The organism is Sphingomonas sp. Leaf5 (assembly GCF_001421155.1).
In the GTDB taxonomy this organism is placed as follows: Bacteria; Pseudomonadota; Alphaproteobacteria; order Sphingomonadales; family Sphingomonadaceae; genus Sphingomonas.
On record NZ_LMJZ01000009.1, the window covers coordinates 42,049 to 58,798 of the forward strand.

The following is a 16,750-nucleotide window of genomic DNA, read 5'->3' on the forward strand; positions in this document are numbered from 1 at the left end:
GGATTATTTGCCGCGGGCCGCCGCGCGGGCGATGGCGATGGCTTCGGCGGCGGTCATCACCTCGCCCAGACCGCTGCCCGACAGCGCCGCACGCTCGGCATCGCGGACGCGTTCGAGGGCGCGGGCAAGGCGGGTCGCATCCCAGCGGCGCAGCGCCGTCGCGGTCGCGGCCTGTTCCTTGAAGAACACCCGGTGGCGCTCCATCACCCGGTCGACGCTGTCGCCATCGTCGATATCGGCGCGCATCTCGGCCAGCGACAACAGCCGCCGTGCAACCGCGCGCAGCACCGGGATCGCCCCGCCGGGCATTTCGGGCAGTGCCGCCGCCGCCGCATCGCCCGCGATCATCGCGCTGACGATACCGCCCAGTTCGGCATCGGCGATCGAGGCACCGATCGCATCGAAAGCCTCACCATCGGCGTCGCGCGGGCGCTCGGGTGATGCGTCCAGATACAGTGCCAGCTTCTCGATCTCGCTGGCCAGCACCGCACGGTCGCCCGCCGTCACCGCCGCCAGCCGGTCGGGCACGTCGCCCAGCAGCCGCAAGCCATGGTCGCGGGCCATCGTCACCGCCAGCTTCGCCGCCTGCGCCGCGTCGGGCACGTAGCAGGCGACGGCGACGGCGTTGAGCGAGGCGGTGACCAGCTTCACCAGCTTCGACGTGCCCTTGACGCTCGGCGCGATCGCCGCGACCGGATTCCCGGCACGCTCGGCCGCCAGCAGCAGCGTCACCGCCTCGACCGATTCCTCACCCATGCCGGTCACGCGGATGCAGCGGGCATCGCCGAACAGCGACATCGACGCGGCTTCGTCCGCCAGCAGGCCCGGCCGGCTTTTCAGCATCCCCCCGTCCATGTCGACGCGCTCGGCCCCCTCGCCCACGCCCTTGGCCAGTCGCGCGGCCAGCGCCATCGCCCCCGCTGTGTCAGGTCCGTGGAACAGATAGAGGCGAATATCGGGGCCGGGCCGGTCGAGCTTGGCCGCGACCTGCTCGGGCCGAAGCTTCACGAGCCTGACTTGGGCAGCGTCAGCGCGATCCGCGTCACGATCTGGTCGGCGACGATCAGCGACAGCCGTTCGAGCGCGGTACGCTCCGCCGCGATCGTCGCATATTCGGACCGGACCACGTCGATGCCGGCATCCGATCCGGCCGTTGCGTCGAGCGTCACCGCACCGTTGGTCAGGTCGATCAATTGATAGCGCGCGCGCAGCGTCCGCCGCTCGCGCGTGATCGAATCGTCGCGCCGCACGCCCAGACCGGTGATATCGTCGTCGAGCCTGATTTCGAGCCGGTAGCGCGTCGGCCCTTCGGCACGCAGCCGGTCGCGCAGGGCGTTGGCGACCAACCAGCCATTCTGCCCGGCGATCGGCGCAACCTCGACCCCTGCCAGCGTCTGGCGGACCATGCCACCCTCGCCGCCAGCATAGAGCGGGCGCAGGCCGCACCCGCCGAGCAGGAGCGCCACGCCAAGGACGGCGGCGCGAATCATGCGACGATGTTCACGAGGCGGTCGGGCACGACGATGACCTTGCGCGGGGTCTTGCCGTCCAGCGCGCGGACGATCTTTTCGCTAGCCAGCGCAGCGGCTTCGGCGTCTTCCTTCGCCGCGCCCTTGGGCAGGACGATCGTGTCGCGCAGCTTGCCGTTGACCTGCACCGCGATCGTCGATTCCGCGTCGACCAGCATCGCCGGATCGACCTCAGGCCATGGCGCATCGGCGATCAGCCCGGGGCGGCCCAGCTGCGACCATGCTTCCTCGGCCAGATGCGGGATCATCGGACTGACCAGCAGCAGCAGCGCGTCGAGATCATCGTCGTGAAAAAGCGTAGCTTTCTCAAGCTCACCTAGAAAGCTATACAGCTTCGCAACGGCTTTATTAAATTGTAGAGCCTCGATATCTTTTGCCACGCCCGCGATCGTCTGATGACGAGCCCGAGCCAACTTCCGAGTTTGCTCGTTTTCAACAAACCTAACGCCGGCATCGTTATCTTCGCTTGTAATTGTGGGGCTGTGCCCTGCCACGAGCTTCCACACCCGCTTCACGAAGCGTTCGGCACCCTCGATCCCGGCTTCGCTCCACGGCAGGTCGCGCTCGGGCGGGCTGTCCGACAGCATGAACCAACGTGCGGCATCGGCACCGTAGCGATCGAGAATCGGTTCGGGATCGACCGTATTCTTCTTCGACTTCGACATCTTCTCGATGCGGCCGACGGTAACAGCCTCGCCTGACACTCGGTCAAAGAGTTGGCCGTCTCGCCTTTCCAAGTCCGTTGGAGACACCCAAACGAGTTGCTTATTATGCGATATGATCGTGCGATTGGGATCGCTCGGCGATGCTACTTCCGTCTCAAATCGATGGTCGTAGGAATACGTCTCGTGCGTGACCATCCCTTGCGTGAACAACCCCGCAAACGGCTCCTTCAGGTCGATCAGCCCGACATGGTTGAGCGCCCGCGTCCAGAAGCGCGCATAGAGCAGGTGCAGGATCGCATGTTCGACCCCGCCGATATACTGCCCGACCGGCAGCCAGCTTTCGGCTGCCGCGCGATCGAACGGCTTGTCGTCGGGCTGGCTGGCGAAGCGGATGAAATACCACGACGAATCGACGAAGGTGTCGAGCGTGTCGGTCTCGCGCCGCGCCGGGGCACCGCAGCCCGGGCAATCGACATGCTTCCACGTCGGATGACGGTCGAGCGGGTTGCCAGGAATGTCGAACGACACGTCGTCGGGCAGCTTGACCGGCAGTTGTCCGGTCGGGACCGGCACCACGCCGCACGCGTCGCAATGCACGATCGGGATCGGCGTGCCCCAGTAACGCTGGCGGCTGACGCCCCAGTCGCGCAGGCGCCATACGGTCGTGCCCTTGCCCCAGCCGCCTGCCTCTGCCTGATCGATCACCGCGCGCTTGGCGGCGGCGACGTCCATGTCGTTCAGGAAGTCGGAGTTCACCAGCCGGCCCGGGCCGGTATAGGCTTCGGTCCCGTCGAACACCGGGTCGGTCAGGTCGCCATCGGCGACGACGCGGCGGACCTGCAACCCGTATCTTCGTGCGAAATCAAGGTCGCGCTGGTCATGTGCCGGCACGCCCATCACCGCGCCGGTGCCATAGTCCATCAGCACGAAGTTCGCGATATAGACCGGCAGGTCGATCGACGCATCGAACGGGTGCCGCATCCGATAACCGGTATCGAACCCCAGCTTCTCGGCCGTGTCCAGCTCGGCGGCGGTGGTACCGCCCTGCTTGCACAGCTCGATGAACGCCGCCGCATCGGGATTGCCATCGGCCAGCGCCCGCGCGATCGGATGATCGGCGGCGATCGCGACGAAACTCGCGCCGAAGATCGTGTCGGGGCGCGTCGAATAGACTTCGATCGACTGGTCGAACGGCGCGACCGGCGCAAAGGCGAATTGCAGCCCCTCCGACTTGCCGATCCAGTTTTCCTGCATCAACCGGACCTTGTCGGGCCACTGGTCGAGGCTGCCCAAGCCGCTGAGCAGATCGTCGGCGAAGTCGGTGATCTTCAGGAACCACTGCGACAGCTTGCGCTTCTCGACCACCGCGCCCGACCGCCAGCCACGCCCGTCGATCACCTGTTCATTGGCCAGCACGGTCATGTCGACCGGGTCCCAGTTGACCGCCGATTCCTTGCGATAGACCAGACCGCCGTTCAGCAGTTCGAGGAACAGCGCCTGTTCGTGGCCATAATATTCGGGATCGCAGGTCGCGAACTCACGGCTCCAGTCGAAGGCAAGACCCAGCCGCTTCAGCTGCGCCTTCATCGCCGCGATATTGGCATAGGTCCACTGGCCCGGATGAACCTTCTTTTCCATCGCCGCATTCTCGGCGGGCATGCCGAACGCGTCCCACCCCATCGGATGGAGCACTTCGTGGCCGGTCATCCGCAGGAACCGCGCCAGCACGTCGCCCATCGTATAGTTGCGGACATGGCCCATATGGATGCGCCCCGATGGATAGGGAAACATCTCGAGGACATAGCGCTTCGGCTTGGGCGACGCATCGTCGGCCACGAAGGTGCGGGCATCGTCCCATGCGGCCTGCCAGCGCGCATCGGCCTCGCCGGGCGAAAAACGGGGGGTCATCGATGCGTCGCTCAGCCGGTCACCGCCCCGCGGCGCAGATCGCGTGCGCGCGTCAGGATGATATCCTCCAGCTTCTGCACGGTCGCGGCCTCGACCGGGGCTTCGATCCACTGACCGCCGCGATTGATCTGACGCAGCGCGGCGACGCGCAGCGCATCGGCGCGCAGGTCCTGGTCGAGGATCGTGACCGTCACCTTGGTCCGCTCGGTCGGCGTCGCCGGATTGACGTACCAGTCGGTGACGATGACGCCGCCGTTCGAATCGGTCTGGGTCAGCGGCATGAACGACAGCGTGTCGAGGCTGGCGCGCCACAGATAGCTGTTGACGCCGATCGTCGTCACCTTCGACGCGGCGAGATCGCCCGCGACACGCCCCTTGCCACCGCTGCACGCGGCCATCGGCAAGGCGAGAGTTGCCAGCAACGCGATCAGCAGCGGGCGGTTCATTAGCGGTTCCTTGACTACAGGCCATTACGGCAGTTCGCGCCGCTTCTATAGGAGGTGCCGCGGACGCGGCAAGCGGGTTGGTGACACGCGACCGGAACCGGGCGGGCGCGGCGGTGACGGTCCCGGATTGATGCAGGTTCGGATGTGGTCGGACAAATATGTGGGTTCGATGCAACAGGTCGCGGGAAAGCGACCGGGCGCGGTGGTGCGACGCAACCGAATCGTGATAGCGCCATTAGCGGGGAGTGAGGGAAATGATGACGCGTGGCAGGATCTCGGCTGGCATAGGATTGGGGGCGATGATCGCCGCCGGTCTCGGTGCGTCGCCTGCACTCTTCGCGCAGGAACAGCGCGCTCCGCGCGTCCTGAAGCGCGTCAATCCCGACTCGATGCCGCTGGTGGCGTTCGGATCGTTCACCCCCGCCGCTGCCGACCCGCGTCTGACCGCCGCCTTGTCGCGGACCGCGCTGAACGCACCGGGGTTTCAGTTCACGCCGTCCGAAGGGGCGGTGATCGGCAACCGTTCGATCAAGGTCGCGGTGCGCGGCCGGTCGCTTCAGCCGAATCGCCTGCCCGAACGCGTCGCCGCGGCGGCACCGGTGCAGACGCTCAACCCGGTCGCCTATAATCTCGGCGTGTCGGTCGGCTGGAAGCGGCTGGCGGTATCGGGCGACGTGACTCGCCTCGATCTTGCCGGACAGCCGGGCAGCCGCGAGCAGATGGGCGTCGGCGTCAGCTATTCGGGCCGCAAGTTCACCGGGCGCGTCGGCGCGATCAGCGACCGTCCGCTCGCCGATCAGCCGGCGCTGATCGCCGATGCACCGGCCTATTCGCTCGACATGGGCGGATCGTACAAGCTGACCCGCAACCTCGATGTCACCGCCGGCGTCCGCTACCGGTCGGAGCGCGAACGCATGCTGCGCATCGCCCGCGACAATCGCGACAGCCAGGCGATCTACGTCGGAACCGCCTTCCGCTTCTGATCCAAGCTAACGCCTCCCCGCCCGTGGGGAGGGGGGCCGTCCGCGCAGCGGATGGTCGAGGGGATTTCCGCACAAGCTGTCCTGGCGATGGGCATGCCCCTTCCAGCTTTACTGGTCTCCCTCCCCGTACCGGGGAGGATTTTGCCCGCTCCATGCCGGGACTTCCGCAACCGCCGCTACCACACCCAAGGTTGCACCGCCCGCCGATGCGCGTAAGCCGCTGTAACAAACGGGAGAGATCATGGCGGCGGTCGATATTGCAGGACTTGGGAAGCGTTACGGCGACACCGTGGCACTGGCCCCCAGCGACCTGACCATCGCCGATGGCGAATTCGTCGTGCTGGTCGGCCCGTCGGGCTGCGGCAAATCGACGCTGCTGCGGATGATCGCCGGGCTGGAAACCGCCAGCGAAGGCCGCATCCTGATCGGCGGGCGCGATGTGACCGACTCGCCACCCGCCGAACGGGGCGTGGCGATGGTGTTCCAGTCCTATGCGCTTTACCCGCATCTGACCGTCGCCGGGAACATCGCCTTTCCGTTGAAGGTCGCCGGCCTGCCGAAAACCGAGATCGCCGAACGCGTCGCCGAAGCGGCGGCGATGCTCGACCTGACCGGGCTGCTCGACCGCCGCCCGCGGGCATTGTCGGGCGGACAGCGGCAGCGCGTGTCGATCGCCCGCGCGATCGTCCGCCGGCCGCAGGTGCTGTTGCTCGACGAACCGCTCTCCAACCTCGACACGTCGCTGCGCGCGCGGATGCGGCACGAATTCGCACGCCTGCACCAGCAACTGGGCGCAACGATGATCTATGTGACGCACGACCAGCTGGAGGCGATGACGCTCGCCAACCGCATCGTCGTGATGAGCGCGGGGCGGATCGAACAGATCGGCGCGCCGATCGACGTCTATCGCCGCCCGGCCAGCATCGCGGTGGCCGCCGCGATCGGATCGCCGGGCATGAACCTGTTGCCGGCCACGCTGGCCGCCATGACGCCCGACGGGGCGACGCTGCGCCTGACCGACGGCGCGCTGGTCGCGACAGCGGCGCGTGCCGGCGTCGACGATATCGGCACATCGGTGACGCTCGGCGTGCGCCCGGAACATCTGGTGCCCGATGACGACGGGCCGTTCGTCGGCGCGGTCGAGCTGTTCGAGCGGCTGGGGCCGTTGTCGTTCGCGCATCTCGGCGCGCGGGGCGATGTCGACACGATCGTCGCCCAGCTGCCGGGCGACCGCTCGGTGACGCTCGGCGAGACGCTGCAATTCTCGATTCCCCCGGCCGACGCCCATGTCTTTGCCGCCGATGGCCGCGCCTATCCCTTGACCCCGCCGCCCAGCAGCCCGGTCAGATAATAACGCTGGAGCATCAGGAAGATCACCAGCACGGGCAGCGTCGTCACCACCGATGCCGCCATCATCAGTTCGCCGTCGGCGGCATGTTCGCGGGCGATCGCCGCGACCGCGACCGGCAGGGTATAGCGTTGCTGATCGGCCAGGATCACCAGCGGCCACATGAAATCGTTCCAGCTCGCCAGGAAGGTGAACAGCGCCAGCGTGACGACGACCGGCGTCAGCAGCGGCAGGACGATCGCGCGAAAGATGCGCATCTCGCTCGCCCCGTCCATCCGCGCCGCATCGATCAGTTCGTCGGGGATCGCCAGCGTCGCCTGCCGCACGAACAGCACGCCGAATATCCCGGCCAGCCCCGGCAGGATCACCCCGGCATAGCTGTTGACCAGCCCCAGATGGCGGAAGATCAGGAATAGCGGCAGCATCGCGACCTGCCCCGGTACGACCAGCGCGGCGATCAGCAGTTTCAGCAACCGTTCGCGCCCGCGAAACCGCAGCTTTGCAAAGGCATAGCCCGCCGGCACCGTCAGCAGCAGCCCGAGCAGCGTCGACAGCATGGCGATGCCGATACTGTTGCGCAGCGCCGGCAGGATCCGGTAATCGAACCACGCCCCGTCGATCTGCCGCCGGACCAGCAGTTCGTGATAATTCTCCAGCGACCAGCGCGACGGCCATAGCGGGATCGGCAGCGTGCCCGATTCCCCGCGCGGCATGAACGACACGATGACCATATAGAAAAGCGGCGCGACGGTCAGCGCGACCAGTGCGAAGACCGCGGCATTGGCGACGACCGCGCGCATTTTGCTCACAGCCATTCGTTGCGCCTGCCGATGCGGGTCTGGACCCAGGTGATGGCGAGGATCATGACGAACAGGACGAAGGCGACCGCACTCGCCTGTCCGAGGTTCCACCATTTGAACCCCTCCTCGAACATGAAATACAGCACCGTCGTCGTGCTTTGCGCCGGTCCGCCCAGCGTCATGACATAGGGTTCGGCAAAGATCTGCAGGAACCCCGCGACGCTCATCACCGCTGCCAATAGCAGCGTCGGCCCGATCGCCGGCAACGTCACGTGGCGGAACCGCAACCACCGCCCCGCCCCGTCGAGCCGCGCCGCCTCCATCAGGTCCTGCGGCACCGCCGCCAGCGCGGCCGTGAACACGATCATGTTGTATCCAAAGATCTTCCACGTGACGAAGATCAGGATGGCGGGGATCGAGCTGTTCGGATTGCCCAGCCAGTCGATCGGCGCGATGCCGATCAGCGCCAGCCCCCGATTGAGCAGGCCGAAGCGTTCGTTGAACAGGAACCGCCACACGACGGCGGTGGCGACCACGCTGGTGACATAGGGCGCGAACAGCGCGACGCGCCACAACGGCTTCCACCGGACCGTCGCGTCGTTCAACAGCAAGGCGGCGAGCAGCGAGGTGCCGATCGCCATCGGCACGCCCAGCACCGCAAAGATCAGCGTGTTCTTCAGCGACCGCCAGAATAACGGCGTCGCCAGCAGCTCGATGAAATTGTCGATGCCGATGAAATGCAGATTGCCCGGATCGGCCAGCGCATAGACCGAATAATCGGTGACCGACAGCGCCATCGCCGCGATCGTCGGGATCACCAGCACGATCAGGATGATGGTCAGCACCGGCGCGGTGAACAACCATGCGGCGCGCGACTGGCGGGTCATGCGATCTTCCCCGCATCGACCAGCGCCCGGCGTCGCGCCAGCAGCTGATCGACGCGTTCGTCCAGTGCGGTCAGCGCCTGACCGATCGTTTGCAGTCCGCGCACCACCCGTTCGGCGGCCAGCTGGATCTCGCCCTGAATGCGTTCCCACTCGACGACCGGCGGGATCGGTGCCGGCTGCGCCATCTGTTCGCGAAACGCGCGCAGTACCGGCAGCGCCAGTTGCGGCGAATCCCACGCATCCAGACGGGCGGGCAGATTGCCGATCATCCGCTGGAAGGTCAGCTCGCTGGTGCGCGACGTCATGTGCCGGACCAGCGCCCATGCCTCGGCCGGACGGTCGGTCGTGGTCGACACGCACAAGACGCTGCTGTCCCCCGACACCGGCCCCGGCCCGTTCGGCCCGGCCAGCCGCGCGGTGCCCCAGCGATCGGGCGCGATGTCGGCAGCGCGGCGGCGCAGGTCGAGCAAGGTCGTCGGCGCGCTCGGCCAGATCGCGAAAAACCCCTGCGCAAACGCCGCCAGCGGGTCCTGCACCTCGGTCGACGCCGCGCGCAGGGCCAGTCCCTCGGCGAACAGATTGGCGTAATAGGCAAAGGCTTCGCGCACCGGTTCGGACCGAAAATTGCCGCGCGTCGCCTGATCGCGCAGCATCGTCGCGCCCGCCTGCGTCATCATCGTCAGCAGCGCGCCGGGCCAGTTCAGCAGCATCAGGAACACGTAATTGTCGGGCCGCCGCCGCTTGATCGCGCGCGCCATCGTCAGCCATCCGGCCCAGTCGAGCGGCGGTGTCGCATAGCCGGCCTCGGCGACGATGTCGGTGCGATAATATTGGACCTGCGGCGCGACCGACCACGGCACCGCATAATCGACCCCCTCGATGCGCAGCGCGTCGCGGATGCCGGGGAACAATCCGGCGGTCAGCGCGGGCGACGGGACCGGTGCCACCGCACCGATCATCGCGAATTCGCGCACCCAGCCGTTGAACAACATCAACACGTCGGGCAACGCCCCCCCCGCATACGCCGTCAGCAGCTTTTCGTGCGACGCGGTGGTCGGCAGCGACTGGACCTCGACCGGTATGCCGGTGGCGGCGGTAAAGCCGGGCATCAGGAACGGCGAATAATCGCCCTCATAGCTCATCGCCCAGACGCGCAGCGGCGGCGGTCCGCTCGTCTTGCCGCAGCCGGCGATCGCGAGCGCGGGGAACAGGCCGAGCATCGTCCTGCGCGTCGGTCCGCCATGATCGTCGCCGCTCTGCACCCGTCGACCTGTGCCGGATCGCGGAGTCGGACGCCAGCCGACGTGACATCTAAACCACAAGAAACGCGCCGATATTCCGGTCCGCCGCGTACCGAACCGAACCCTTTTCGGCCGTATGATGTTCTGCATTTCGACCAGTTTTGACGCCAAGGGGTGCGATGGTCGGGGGAAGTACACCATGTCGATCGTCACACGCCGTCGCCTGCTCGCCGGGGCGGCGCTGCTCGCCGCAGCATCCGCACAGGCCCAGACCGTAGCCGTGGCACCGCAACCCCCCGAAGCGACGACAGGCAATGACGACGGCGGCGAAATCGTCGTCACCGGATCGCGGATCGCCCGTCCCGATTATGCCGCGCCCAATCCGGTCGTGTCGCTGGGGGTCGAGGAGCTTCGGCGATCGGGGACGACCAACGTCACCAGTTTCCTGCAACGCGTGCCCGCGCTCACCAACTCGCTCGACAGCACGCGCACCGCCGGCCGCAACCAGGCCGATGGCGCACTGGGACAGGTCGGGCTGAACCTGCTCGACCTGCGCGGCCTCGGTCCGAACCGGACGCTGGTGCTGGTCAATGGCCGTCGCCACGTCGCGGGACAGCCCGACACCGCCGCCGTCGATATCAACGCGATCCCGACCGACCTGATCGAACGGGTCGACGTGCTGACCGGTGCCGCCTCCGCCGTCTATGGCGCCGATGGCGTGTCGGGCGTCGTCAACTTCGTCCTGCGACGCGATTTCGACGGGATCGCCGCGCGGGCGCAGGCGGGCATTTCCGAACGCGGCGATGCCGGCAACCGCTTCGGCTCGCTGATCGCGGGACGCAATTTCGCCGACGGGCGCGGCAATCTGACGCTGGCCTATGAATATAACGCCGACGATCCGCTGGCGAACGACGACCGCGACTATCTGGCGCTCGCCCAACGCCAGTATTTCGTGAACCTCGACGGCTACGACCCGACCCGCGCCGGCAGCTACAAGATCGGCCCGGTCACCGACCTGCGCTATCCCTATGGATCGAACCAGGGCTATGTCGTGATCGGCGATCAGGTATTTCGTGGCGACGGCGCGATCTACACCCCCGGCCGTTTCCTGCAGAATGACGGTTACTCGATCGGCGGCGACGATACGCCGGTCGCGGGCTATGTCGGCGACATCCTGCCGCGCACCGAACGCCATGCGGTCAACGCGCTCGCCCATTTCGACGTCTCGGACGCGTTCAAGCTGTCGGTAGAGGGCAAGTTCGTCCAGAGCGAGGTGACCAGCTTCAGCGGCTATGGTGGCAATTACCCGGCGACCATCGCGCTCGACAACCCGTTCATCCCGCTGTCGATCCTGACCGCCGCGCGCGCCGCCGGCCTTACCTCGGTCGATATCAGCCGCAACAATTTCGACATTCCCCGCCGCGGCGAGCGCGACCGGCGGCGGACGTGGCGCGGCGTGGTCGATCTTGCCGGGCGGATCAGCGACCATGCCAGCTACGACCTGTCCTATACCTATGGCCGCACCGATGTTCGCGCGACCAAGCTGAACGACCGGCTCAACACCCAATTCCTGAACGCCCTCGACGCGGTGCGCGACGGCAGCGGCGCGATCGTGTGCCGTTCGGCCGACGCGCGGGCGGCGGGGTGCATTCCGGTCAACACCTTTGGCGGCAATACCGTCGATGGCCGCTCGTTCGGCTATTATCTCAGCAACCCGGTCAGCAACGCGCGGATCGAACAGCATGTCGCCAACGCATCGCTGACCGGCGATTTCGGCCAGTTCCTCACGCTGCCCGGTGGCCCCGTCGCCTTCGCCGCCGGTGGCGAATATCGTCGTGAATCAAGCCGCTTCCGTCCGGCACAGGCGCTGATCGACAACGCTTTCTACCAATATGACGAATATATCATTCCGACCCCGTCGGACGGCAGCTTCGACGTCTGGGAAGCCTTTGGCGAGGTCAATGCGCCGTTGCTGAAGGAGGTGCCCTTCGCCCATCTGCTCTCGGTCGGTGCGGCGGGTCGCCTGTCGGATTATTCGACGATCGGATCGACCCGCGCCTACCAGTTCAACGGGATCTATGCGCCGATCGCGGCGATCAGCGTCCGGGGTTCGTACGGCAGGTCGGTCCGCGCGCCCAATATCGGCGAGCTTCAGCGCCCGCTGTCCGGCACCAGCAACTTCTTCTCCGACCCCTGCTACGTCGCCAATCGCAGCCGGGGCACCCAGTATCGCACGGCGAACTGCCAGACGCTGATTACTGCCGCCGGCGGGAATTTCGCGAACTTCACGGCCCAGAACAATCCCGACGCGACGATCTTCATCCCGGGATCGGTGGCCGGCAATCCCAACCTGCGGCCGGAAGTCGCAAGGACCTGGACGGCGGGCGTCGTGCTGCGACCGGATTTCGTGCCGGGCCTGTCGGTGGCACTCGATTGGTACGACATCGACCTGACCGACGCGATCATCAATCCCGATCCGAACAACTATGCAGCGGCGTGCGTCGATCAGCCGACGCTCGACAATGTGTTCTGCCCGCAGATATCCCGCGCACAAGGCAGCGGCTTCATCAATGGATACGCGATCACCCTCCAGAATGTCGCCGCCTTCCGCACCGCCGGGGCCGAACTCAATGTCACCTACCGATTTTCGACCGCCTCGGCGGGTGATTTCGACCTGCGGCTGGTCGGCGGTTATCTCGACCGGCTCGAACAGGTGGCGACACCGGGCGCGGTGGCGGAGAATAATGTCGATCAGCCGTTCCGCCCGCGCTACACGCTCGCCTTCTCGCCGACCTGGAACAGCGGTGCGTTGACGCTCAGCTATAATCTGCGCTGGCAGAACGGCGTCCGCCGCTTCCCGCGGATCGATACCGACAGCAACCCCAGCCTCGTCGATCCGCGCTATCTGCGGTACAAGGAATTGTGGAGCCACGACGTGCAGGCGCAGGTCGCGGTCAACGACGATTTCTCCTTCTATGGCGGCGTCAACAATCTGGGTGACCAGCGGCCCGATATCGGCTTCGAAACCAATGTGCCGATCTCGCCGGTCGGCCGCTATGTCTATGCCGGTGCCCGCCTTCGCTACGGCGGGCGCTAAACGTCGGTTCGGAAACTCGCAAAAGGGCGAGTTTCGAGGCGGTTCCGGCCCGCTCCCCCTCGGGTCCCAGCAAAGTAATACTTTGCTGGGCTACCCCCTCCCCGCCACTCATTGAGTGTACCCTGTGGGTGGCGGGGAGGGGGAGCGGGCCGGAACCGCAAAACGCGCAACGCCGCGTTTTCGAACAGCCTTTGAGCGGGTACGGTTGCGACGCTTGATCGTGGGCGTGGTTCTGGCATGGGACGGGGATGCTGCACTCCGCCGATCCGTTCGTCGCGTCGTACGACGTCGTCATCCCGTGTCATAACCGCGCGCACGTCGTCGCCGATGCGGTGGCGAGCGTGCTGGCGCAGGTGCCGGCACCCGAACGCGTGATCGTGGTCGATGACGGGTCGAGCGACGACAGCGCCGCCGTGATCCGCGCCCTTGCCGCTGCCGACCCGCGCGTCGTCGCGATGATCCTGCCGCGCAACGTCGGCGCATCGCAGGCGCGCAACAGCGGCGCGGCGCTGTCCACCGCCGACTGGATCGCGTTCCTCGACAGCGACGATGTGTGGCTGCCCGGCGCGGCGCGCGCCCTGCTCGGCGGCGTGGTGAGTGCCGCCAGCGACATCGTCGTCGGCTGGTTCGCGCGGGTCGAGGGCGATGCCGCGCCCGGCGATCCCGAATGCGGCTGGGACGGCGACTGCATCCGTGCGGGCCTTGCCAGCGGCGGGGTGATCGGGCCGAGCTGGTCGGTGGTCCGCCGCACGCTGGTGGAGCGCGTCGACGGGTTCGATCCCAGCTTCCACAATTGCAACGACTGGGATTTCTACACCCGCGCCGGGGCGGCCGGGGCCCGCTTCGCGCGGATCGACGCCTGTGTCGCGCAGTATCGCACCGTCGCGGGCAGCCGGCTGGTCAACGACACCGCGATCGGCGAACGCAACGCCCGCCGCGTGCTGGCGCATCCCTATCTGGCGGGCTTCGCGCCCGTCGCGGCGGAGCGGGTCGCCGCCGGCTGATCGGGGTACCGTGACATCGGTCCGGGGATGCGATAGGGTCGCGGCCGTGCTGACCCGAGCCTGGTCCTTGTTGCTGATGCTGTTGCTGTCGTCGCTGGTGCTGGCGACGACGGTTCATGCGCGCGAATCGGCCGGGCCGGCGACTGTCGAATGTTCGGGACCGGTCCATAGCGACGGCGACGCCGCCCCCGATGGCGGCGACAACGACAAGGCGGCGCTGCACCATCACGGCAATTGCCACGCCGGTACCTTCAGCGTCCCGCAGCGCGGCGCGCTGAGCCTGTTCGCGCTGACGGCGGTCAATCCTGCGACGCTCGTGCAGGTTCGCGGAGCGCCGTCGCGGGCGATCGACCCGGCGTTGCGGCCCCCCGCCGCCTGACGAACGCCACCGGCCGGTCGCGATCGGCCCGACGCAGTTCGTTGGGATATTTCCATCATGCAAATCTGGTTCGCGGCCATCGTGGTCGTGGCGTCCTGTGCCGGTCCGGCCATGGCGCAAACCGCCCCCGCCGATGCGGGGCTGGTCTATACGCTCGATCGGGCGGTCGCGGCGGCGGGCGGTCGCGCACCGTCGATCGACGTCGCCACCGCCGCGATCGATGCCGCCGAACAGGCGCGCGCCGTCGCGGCGCTTCGCCCCAACCCGCAGGTGCAGGCGCAGGTCGAAAACATCGTCGGATCGGGTGCCTATCAGGGACTCCGCAGCGCCGAGACGACGCTCGGCATCGCGATCCCGATCGAACTGGGCGGCAAGCGCAGCGCGCGCGGCGCGGTCGCCGGGGCGCAAGTGTCGCGCACCCGGATCGAGGCGGCGGTCATCGCCGCCGACCTGCGGCTGCGGATCACGCAGATGTATGTCGGCGCACTGGCCGCCGACCGCCGCGTCGCGACCGCGCGCGAACAGGCCCGGATCGCCACCGAAGCACTCCGCGTCGCCACGATCCGGGTCGAGGCCGGCCGCGCCTCACCGCTGGAACGGCAGCGGGCCGAGGTCGCGCGCATCAATGCCGAGGCCGGGGTCGAACGGGTCGAGCGGCTGGCGGCGGCGGCGCGCACCAATCTGGCGCGGCGGACGGGGCAGCCGGTCACTGGCCCGCTCGACGACCGCCTGCTCGATCGCCTGCCCGCCGACGCCCAAGGCCCCGTCGCGTCTGTCCTGCCCGACGGCACGCTCGCGCTGGCGGCGGCGCGGGCCGATATCGCCGTCGCCGATGCCGGCATTCGCCTCGCCCGCGCGGCCCGCGTCCCCGATCTGAATATCGGTCCGGCGATCCGGCGCCTGGAGGCGACCAACGATACCGCCGCGGTCGTCGCCCTGTCGTTGCCGATTCCGCTGTTCGACCGCGGTCGCGCCGCGATCGCGCAGGCCAGCGCCGAACGCAGCCGTGCCGAGGCGCAGGCCCGCGTCACCGCGCTCGACGTGGCCCAGGCGATCACCGATGCGCAGGTGCAGGCCGCCAATGCCGCGACCACCGCGCGCACCGCCGCCGGCCCGGCACTGGCAGCGGCGCAAGAGGCCGCGCGCATCGCCCGTATCGGCTATCGCGAGGGCAAGTTCGGCCAGACCGAATTGCTCGACGTCGAACGCACCCTCGCCGAAACCCGGCTCGCCGCGATCGACGCGCTGGCCGAGTATCAGAATGCCCGCGCGCAGTTGGAGCGTCTGACCGCCCCTGCGCCGCTTGCGGAGAAACCGTGATGAAATCGCGCACGACCCTGGCGCTCGCCTTGCTCCTGTCCGCCTGCAACGCCGCCGACATACCCGCCAACGAAGCGGCACAAGCCGAACATGGCGAGGAACATGGCGGCGAGCATGACGACGCGACCGTCACCCTGACCGCCGAACAGATCGCGCTGGCCGGCGTCGAACTGGCCCGCCCGACCAACGACGGCGCGGCGACGATCGAAATCCCCGCGATCGTCGAGGGCGATCCGCAAGCGACGCAGGTCGTCTCCGCCGCGATCGGCGGACGGATCGTCGCGCTCAACCACAATCTCGGCGAAGCCGTCGCGCGCGGCCAGACCCTCGCCGTGATCGAGAGCCGCGAGGCGGCGCAGATCAAGGGCGAGGTACAGGCCGCCCGCGCCCGCCTGACGCTCGCCAACAGCAATCTCGCCCGCGAACAGCGGCTGTTTGCGCAAAAGGTCACGCCCGAACAGGATCTGATCGCCGCGCGCACCGCCGCGACCGAGGCGCGTATCGCCTTGACACAGGCGAGCGCGATGATGGCCGCGACCGGCGGCGGGGGCGGCAGCCTCAACCGCATCGGCATCGTCGCCCCGATCGGCGGACAGGTGATCGCCCGCCCGGTGGTACTGGGTCAGACCGTCGCGGCGGACGCCGAACTGTTCCGCGTCGCCAACCTGTCGCGAGTCGCGCTGTCGCTCAGCCTGAAGCCCGAAGATGCCAGCCGTATTGCGCCGGGTAATGTCGTCACCGTCACCGCGCCGGGCCGCGAAACGACCGCCCGCATCCGCTTCGTCTCGCCCGCGCTCGACCCCGAAACGCGGCTGGTTCCCGCCATCGCCACGCTCGACAACCGCGGCGGGCAGTGGCGGCTGGGCGAACCGGTGACCGCCGCGATCCGCCTGACCGGCAGCGAAGGCACCGGCGCGATCCGCGTGCCGACCACGGCGGTGCAGACCGTCGAGAATCGCTCGGTCGTGTTCGTCCGCACGCCCACCGGGTTCAGGGCGGTTCCCGTCGAACTCGGCACCGCATCGGGCGGCGCGGTGGTCGTTCGCACGGGGCTGTCGGGCAACGAACAGATCGCCACCACCGGCAGCTTCACGCTCAAGGCCGAACTCGGCAAGGGTGAAGCCACCCATGCGGATCACTGAT

At 67.7% G+C, this 16,750-nt stretch carries 14 protein-coding genes; 7 read left to right on the forward strand and 7 right to left on the reverse strand.

Annotated features, from left to right (window positions below; all coding sequences use genetic code 11):
- Positions 1-3: 3 nt before the first annotated feature.
- The 4 genes from holA to ASE50_RS08200 are packed head-to-tail and all read right to left on the reverse strand — an operon-like array spanning position 4 to position 4,548.
- Positions 4-1,008, reverse strand: a complete 1,005-nt coding sequence (gene holA / locus ASE50_RS08185; RefSeq protein ID WP_056398339.1) for a DNA polymerase III subunit delta — start codon at positions 1,006-1,008, stop codon at positions 4-6.
- Entirely contained in the window at positions 1,005-1,490 is a 486-nt protein-coding gene (gene lptE / locus ASE50_RS08190) for an LPS assembly lipoprotein LptE (RefSeq protein WP_056398341.1), read from the reverse strand. Before lptE ends, holA begins: the two co-directional genes overlap by 4 nt.
- The gene (gene leuS / locus ASE50_RS08195) at positions 1,487-4,102 is read right to left on the reverse strand and encodes a leucine--tRNA ligase (RefSeq protein ID WP_056398343.1); all 2,616 of its coding nucleotides are present in this window, start codon (positions 4,100-4,102) and stop codon (positions 1,487-1,489) included. Before leuS ends, lptE begins: the two co-directional genes overlap by 4 nt.
- Before the next feature lie 11 nt (positions 4,103-4,113).
- Positions 4,114-4,548 (reverse strand): DUF3576 domain-containing protein, encoded by a 435-nt coding sequence (locus ASE50_RS08200; RefSeq protein ID WP_056398346.1) that lies wholly within the window; start codon positions 4,546-4,548, stop codon positions 4,114-4,116.
- 299 nt (positions 4,549-4,847) lie between these two features.
- Between ASE50_RS08200 and ASE50_RS08205 the strand changes: the two genes are divergently transcribed.
- Entirely contained in the window at positions 4,848-5,531 is a 684-nt protein-coding gene (locus ASE50_RS08205) for a hypothetical protein (RefSeq protein WP_235512254.1), read from the forward strand.
- 241 nt (positions 5,532-5,772) lie between these two features.
- Positions 5,773-6,882, forward strand: a complete 1,110-nt coding sequence (locus ASE50_RS08210; protein WP_056398348.1) for an ABC transporter ATP-binding protein — start codon at positions 5,773-5,775, stop codon at positions 6,880-6,882.
- Here ASE50_RS08210 and ASE50_RS08215 read toward each other — a convergent pair.
- Genes ASE50_RS08215 through ASE50_RS08225 form a run of 3 tightly spaced genes read right to left on the reverse strand, consistent with a single transcriptional unit; the run spans position 6,843 to position 9,828 of the window.
- Positions 6,843-7,694 (reverse strand): carbohydrate ABC transporter permease, encoded by an 852-nt coding sequence (locus tag ASE50_RS08215; RefSeq protein ID WP_056398351.1) that lies wholly within the window; start codon positions 7,692-7,694, stop codon positions 6,843-6,845. The genes ASE50_RS08210 and ASE50_RS08215 overlap by 40 nt on opposite strands.
- On the reverse strand, positions 7,685-8,566 hold the full coding sequence (locus ASE50_RS08220; protein WP_056398354.1) for a carbohydrate ABC transporter permease: 882 nt from the start codon (positions 8,564-8,566) through the stop codon (positions 7,685-7,687). Before ASE50_RS08220 ends, ASE50_RS08215 begins: the two co-directional genes overlap by 10 nt.
- Positions 8,563-9,828 carry an extracellular solute-binding protein gene (locus tag ASE50_RS08225; protein WP_056398357.1) on the reverse strand — a complete coding sequence of 422 codons (1,266 nt, stop codon included), beginning with the start codon at positions 9,826-9,828 and terminating at the stop codon, positions 8,563-8,565. The genes ASE50_RS08220 and ASE50_RS08225 overlap by 4 nt, the downstream gene beginning before the upstream one ends.
- A gap of 178 nt (positions 9,829-10,006) precedes the next feature.
- On the opposite strand from ASE50_RS08225, the gene ASE50_RS08230 reads away from it, so the two are divergent.
- The 5 genes from ASE50_RS08230 to ASE50_RS08250 all read left to right on the forward strand — a co-directional run bounded on the left by ASE50_RS08230 (position 10,007) and on the right by ASE50_RS08250 (position 16,749).
- Entirely contained in the window at positions 10,007-12,904 is a 2,898-nt protein-coding gene (locus ASE50_RS08230) for a TonB-dependent receptor plug domain-containing protein (RefSeq protein WP_082438907.1), read from the forward strand.
- A gap of 248 nt (positions 12,905-13,152) precedes the next feature.
- Positions 13,153-13,908 carry a glycosyltransferase family 2 protein gene (locus ASE50_RS08235; RefSeq protein WP_056398367.1) on the forward strand — a complete coding sequence of 252 codons (756 nt, stop codon included), beginning with the start codon at positions 13,153-13,155 and terminating at the stop codon, positions 13,906-13,908.
- Positions 13,909-13,954: 46 nt separating this feature from the next.
- Positions 13,955-14,287 (forward strand): hypothetical protein, encoded by a 333-nt coding sequence (locus ASE50_RS08240; RefSeq protein ID WP_156347364.1) that lies wholly within the window; start codon positions 13,955-13,957, stop codon positions 14,285-14,287.
- A gap of 57 nt (positions 14,288-14,344) precedes the next feature.
- Entirely contained in the window at positions 14,345-15,607 is a 1,263-nt protein-coding gene (locus ASE50_RS08245; protein ID WP_056398370.1) for a TolC family protein, read from the forward strand.
- Positions 15,607-16,749: an efflux RND transporter periplasmic adaptor subunit gene (locus ASE50_RS08250; protein ID WP_056398373.1), complete on the forward strand. Its 1,143-nt coding sequence runs from the start codon at positions 15,607-15,609 to the stop codon at positions 16,747-16,749. Before ASE50_RS08245 ends, ASE50_RS08250 begins: the two co-directional genes overlap by 1 nt.
- The last annotated feature ends 1 nt before the right edge of the window (position 16,750 follow it).

What these genes read in the sequence shown, in the direction of transcription:
- lptE (WP_056398341.1), bottom strand. Translation starts at nt 1,490, where the DNA reads ATGATTCGCGCCGCCGTCCTTGGCGTGGCGCTCCTGCTCGGCGGGTGC.
- leuS (WP_056398343.1), bottom strand. Translation starts at nt 4,102, where the DNA reads ATGACCCCCCGTTTTTCGCCCGGCGAGGCCGATGCGCGCTGGCAGGCC.
- ASE50_RS08200 (WP_056398346.1), bottom strand. Translation starts at nt 4,548, where the DNA reads ATGAACCGCCCGCTGCTGATCGCGTTGCTGGCAACTCTCGCCTTGCCG.
- ASE50_RS08205 (WP_235512254.1), top strand. Translation starts at nt 4,848, where the DNA reads ATGATCGCCGCCGGTCTCGGTGCGTCGCCTGCACTCTTCGCGCAGGAA.
- ASE50_RS08210 (WP_056398348.1), top strand. Translation starts at nt 5,773, where the DNA reads ATGGCGGCGGTCGATATTGCAGGACTTGGGAAGCGTTACGGCGACACC.
- ASE50_RS08215 (WP_056398351.1), bottom strand. Translation starts at nt 7,694, where the DNA reads ATGGCTGTGAGCAAAATGCGCGCGGTCGTCGCCAATGCCGCGGTCTTC.
- ASE50_RS08220 (WP_056398354.1), bottom strand. Translation starts at nt 8,566, where the DNA reads ATGACCCGCCAGTCGCGCGCCGCATGGTTGTTCACCGCGCCGGTGCTG.
- ASE50_RS08230 (WP_082438907.1), top strand. Translation starts at nt 10,007, where the DNA reads ATGTCGATCGTCACACGCCGTCGCCTGCTCGCCGGGGCGGCGCTGCTC.
- ASE50_RS08235 (WP_056398367.1), top strand. Translation starts at nt 13,153, where the DNA reads ATGCTGCACTCCGCCGATCCGTTCGTCGCGTCGTACGACGTCGTCATC.
- ASE50_RS08245 (WP_056398370.1), top strand. Translation starts at nt 14,345, where the DNA reads ATGCAAATCTGGTTCGCGGCCATCGTGGTCGTGGCGTCCTGTGCCGGT.
- ASE50_RS08250 (WP_056398373.1), top strand. Translation starts at nt 15,607, where the DNA reads ATGAAATCGCGCACGACCCTGGCGCTCGCCTTGCTCCTGTCCGCCTGC.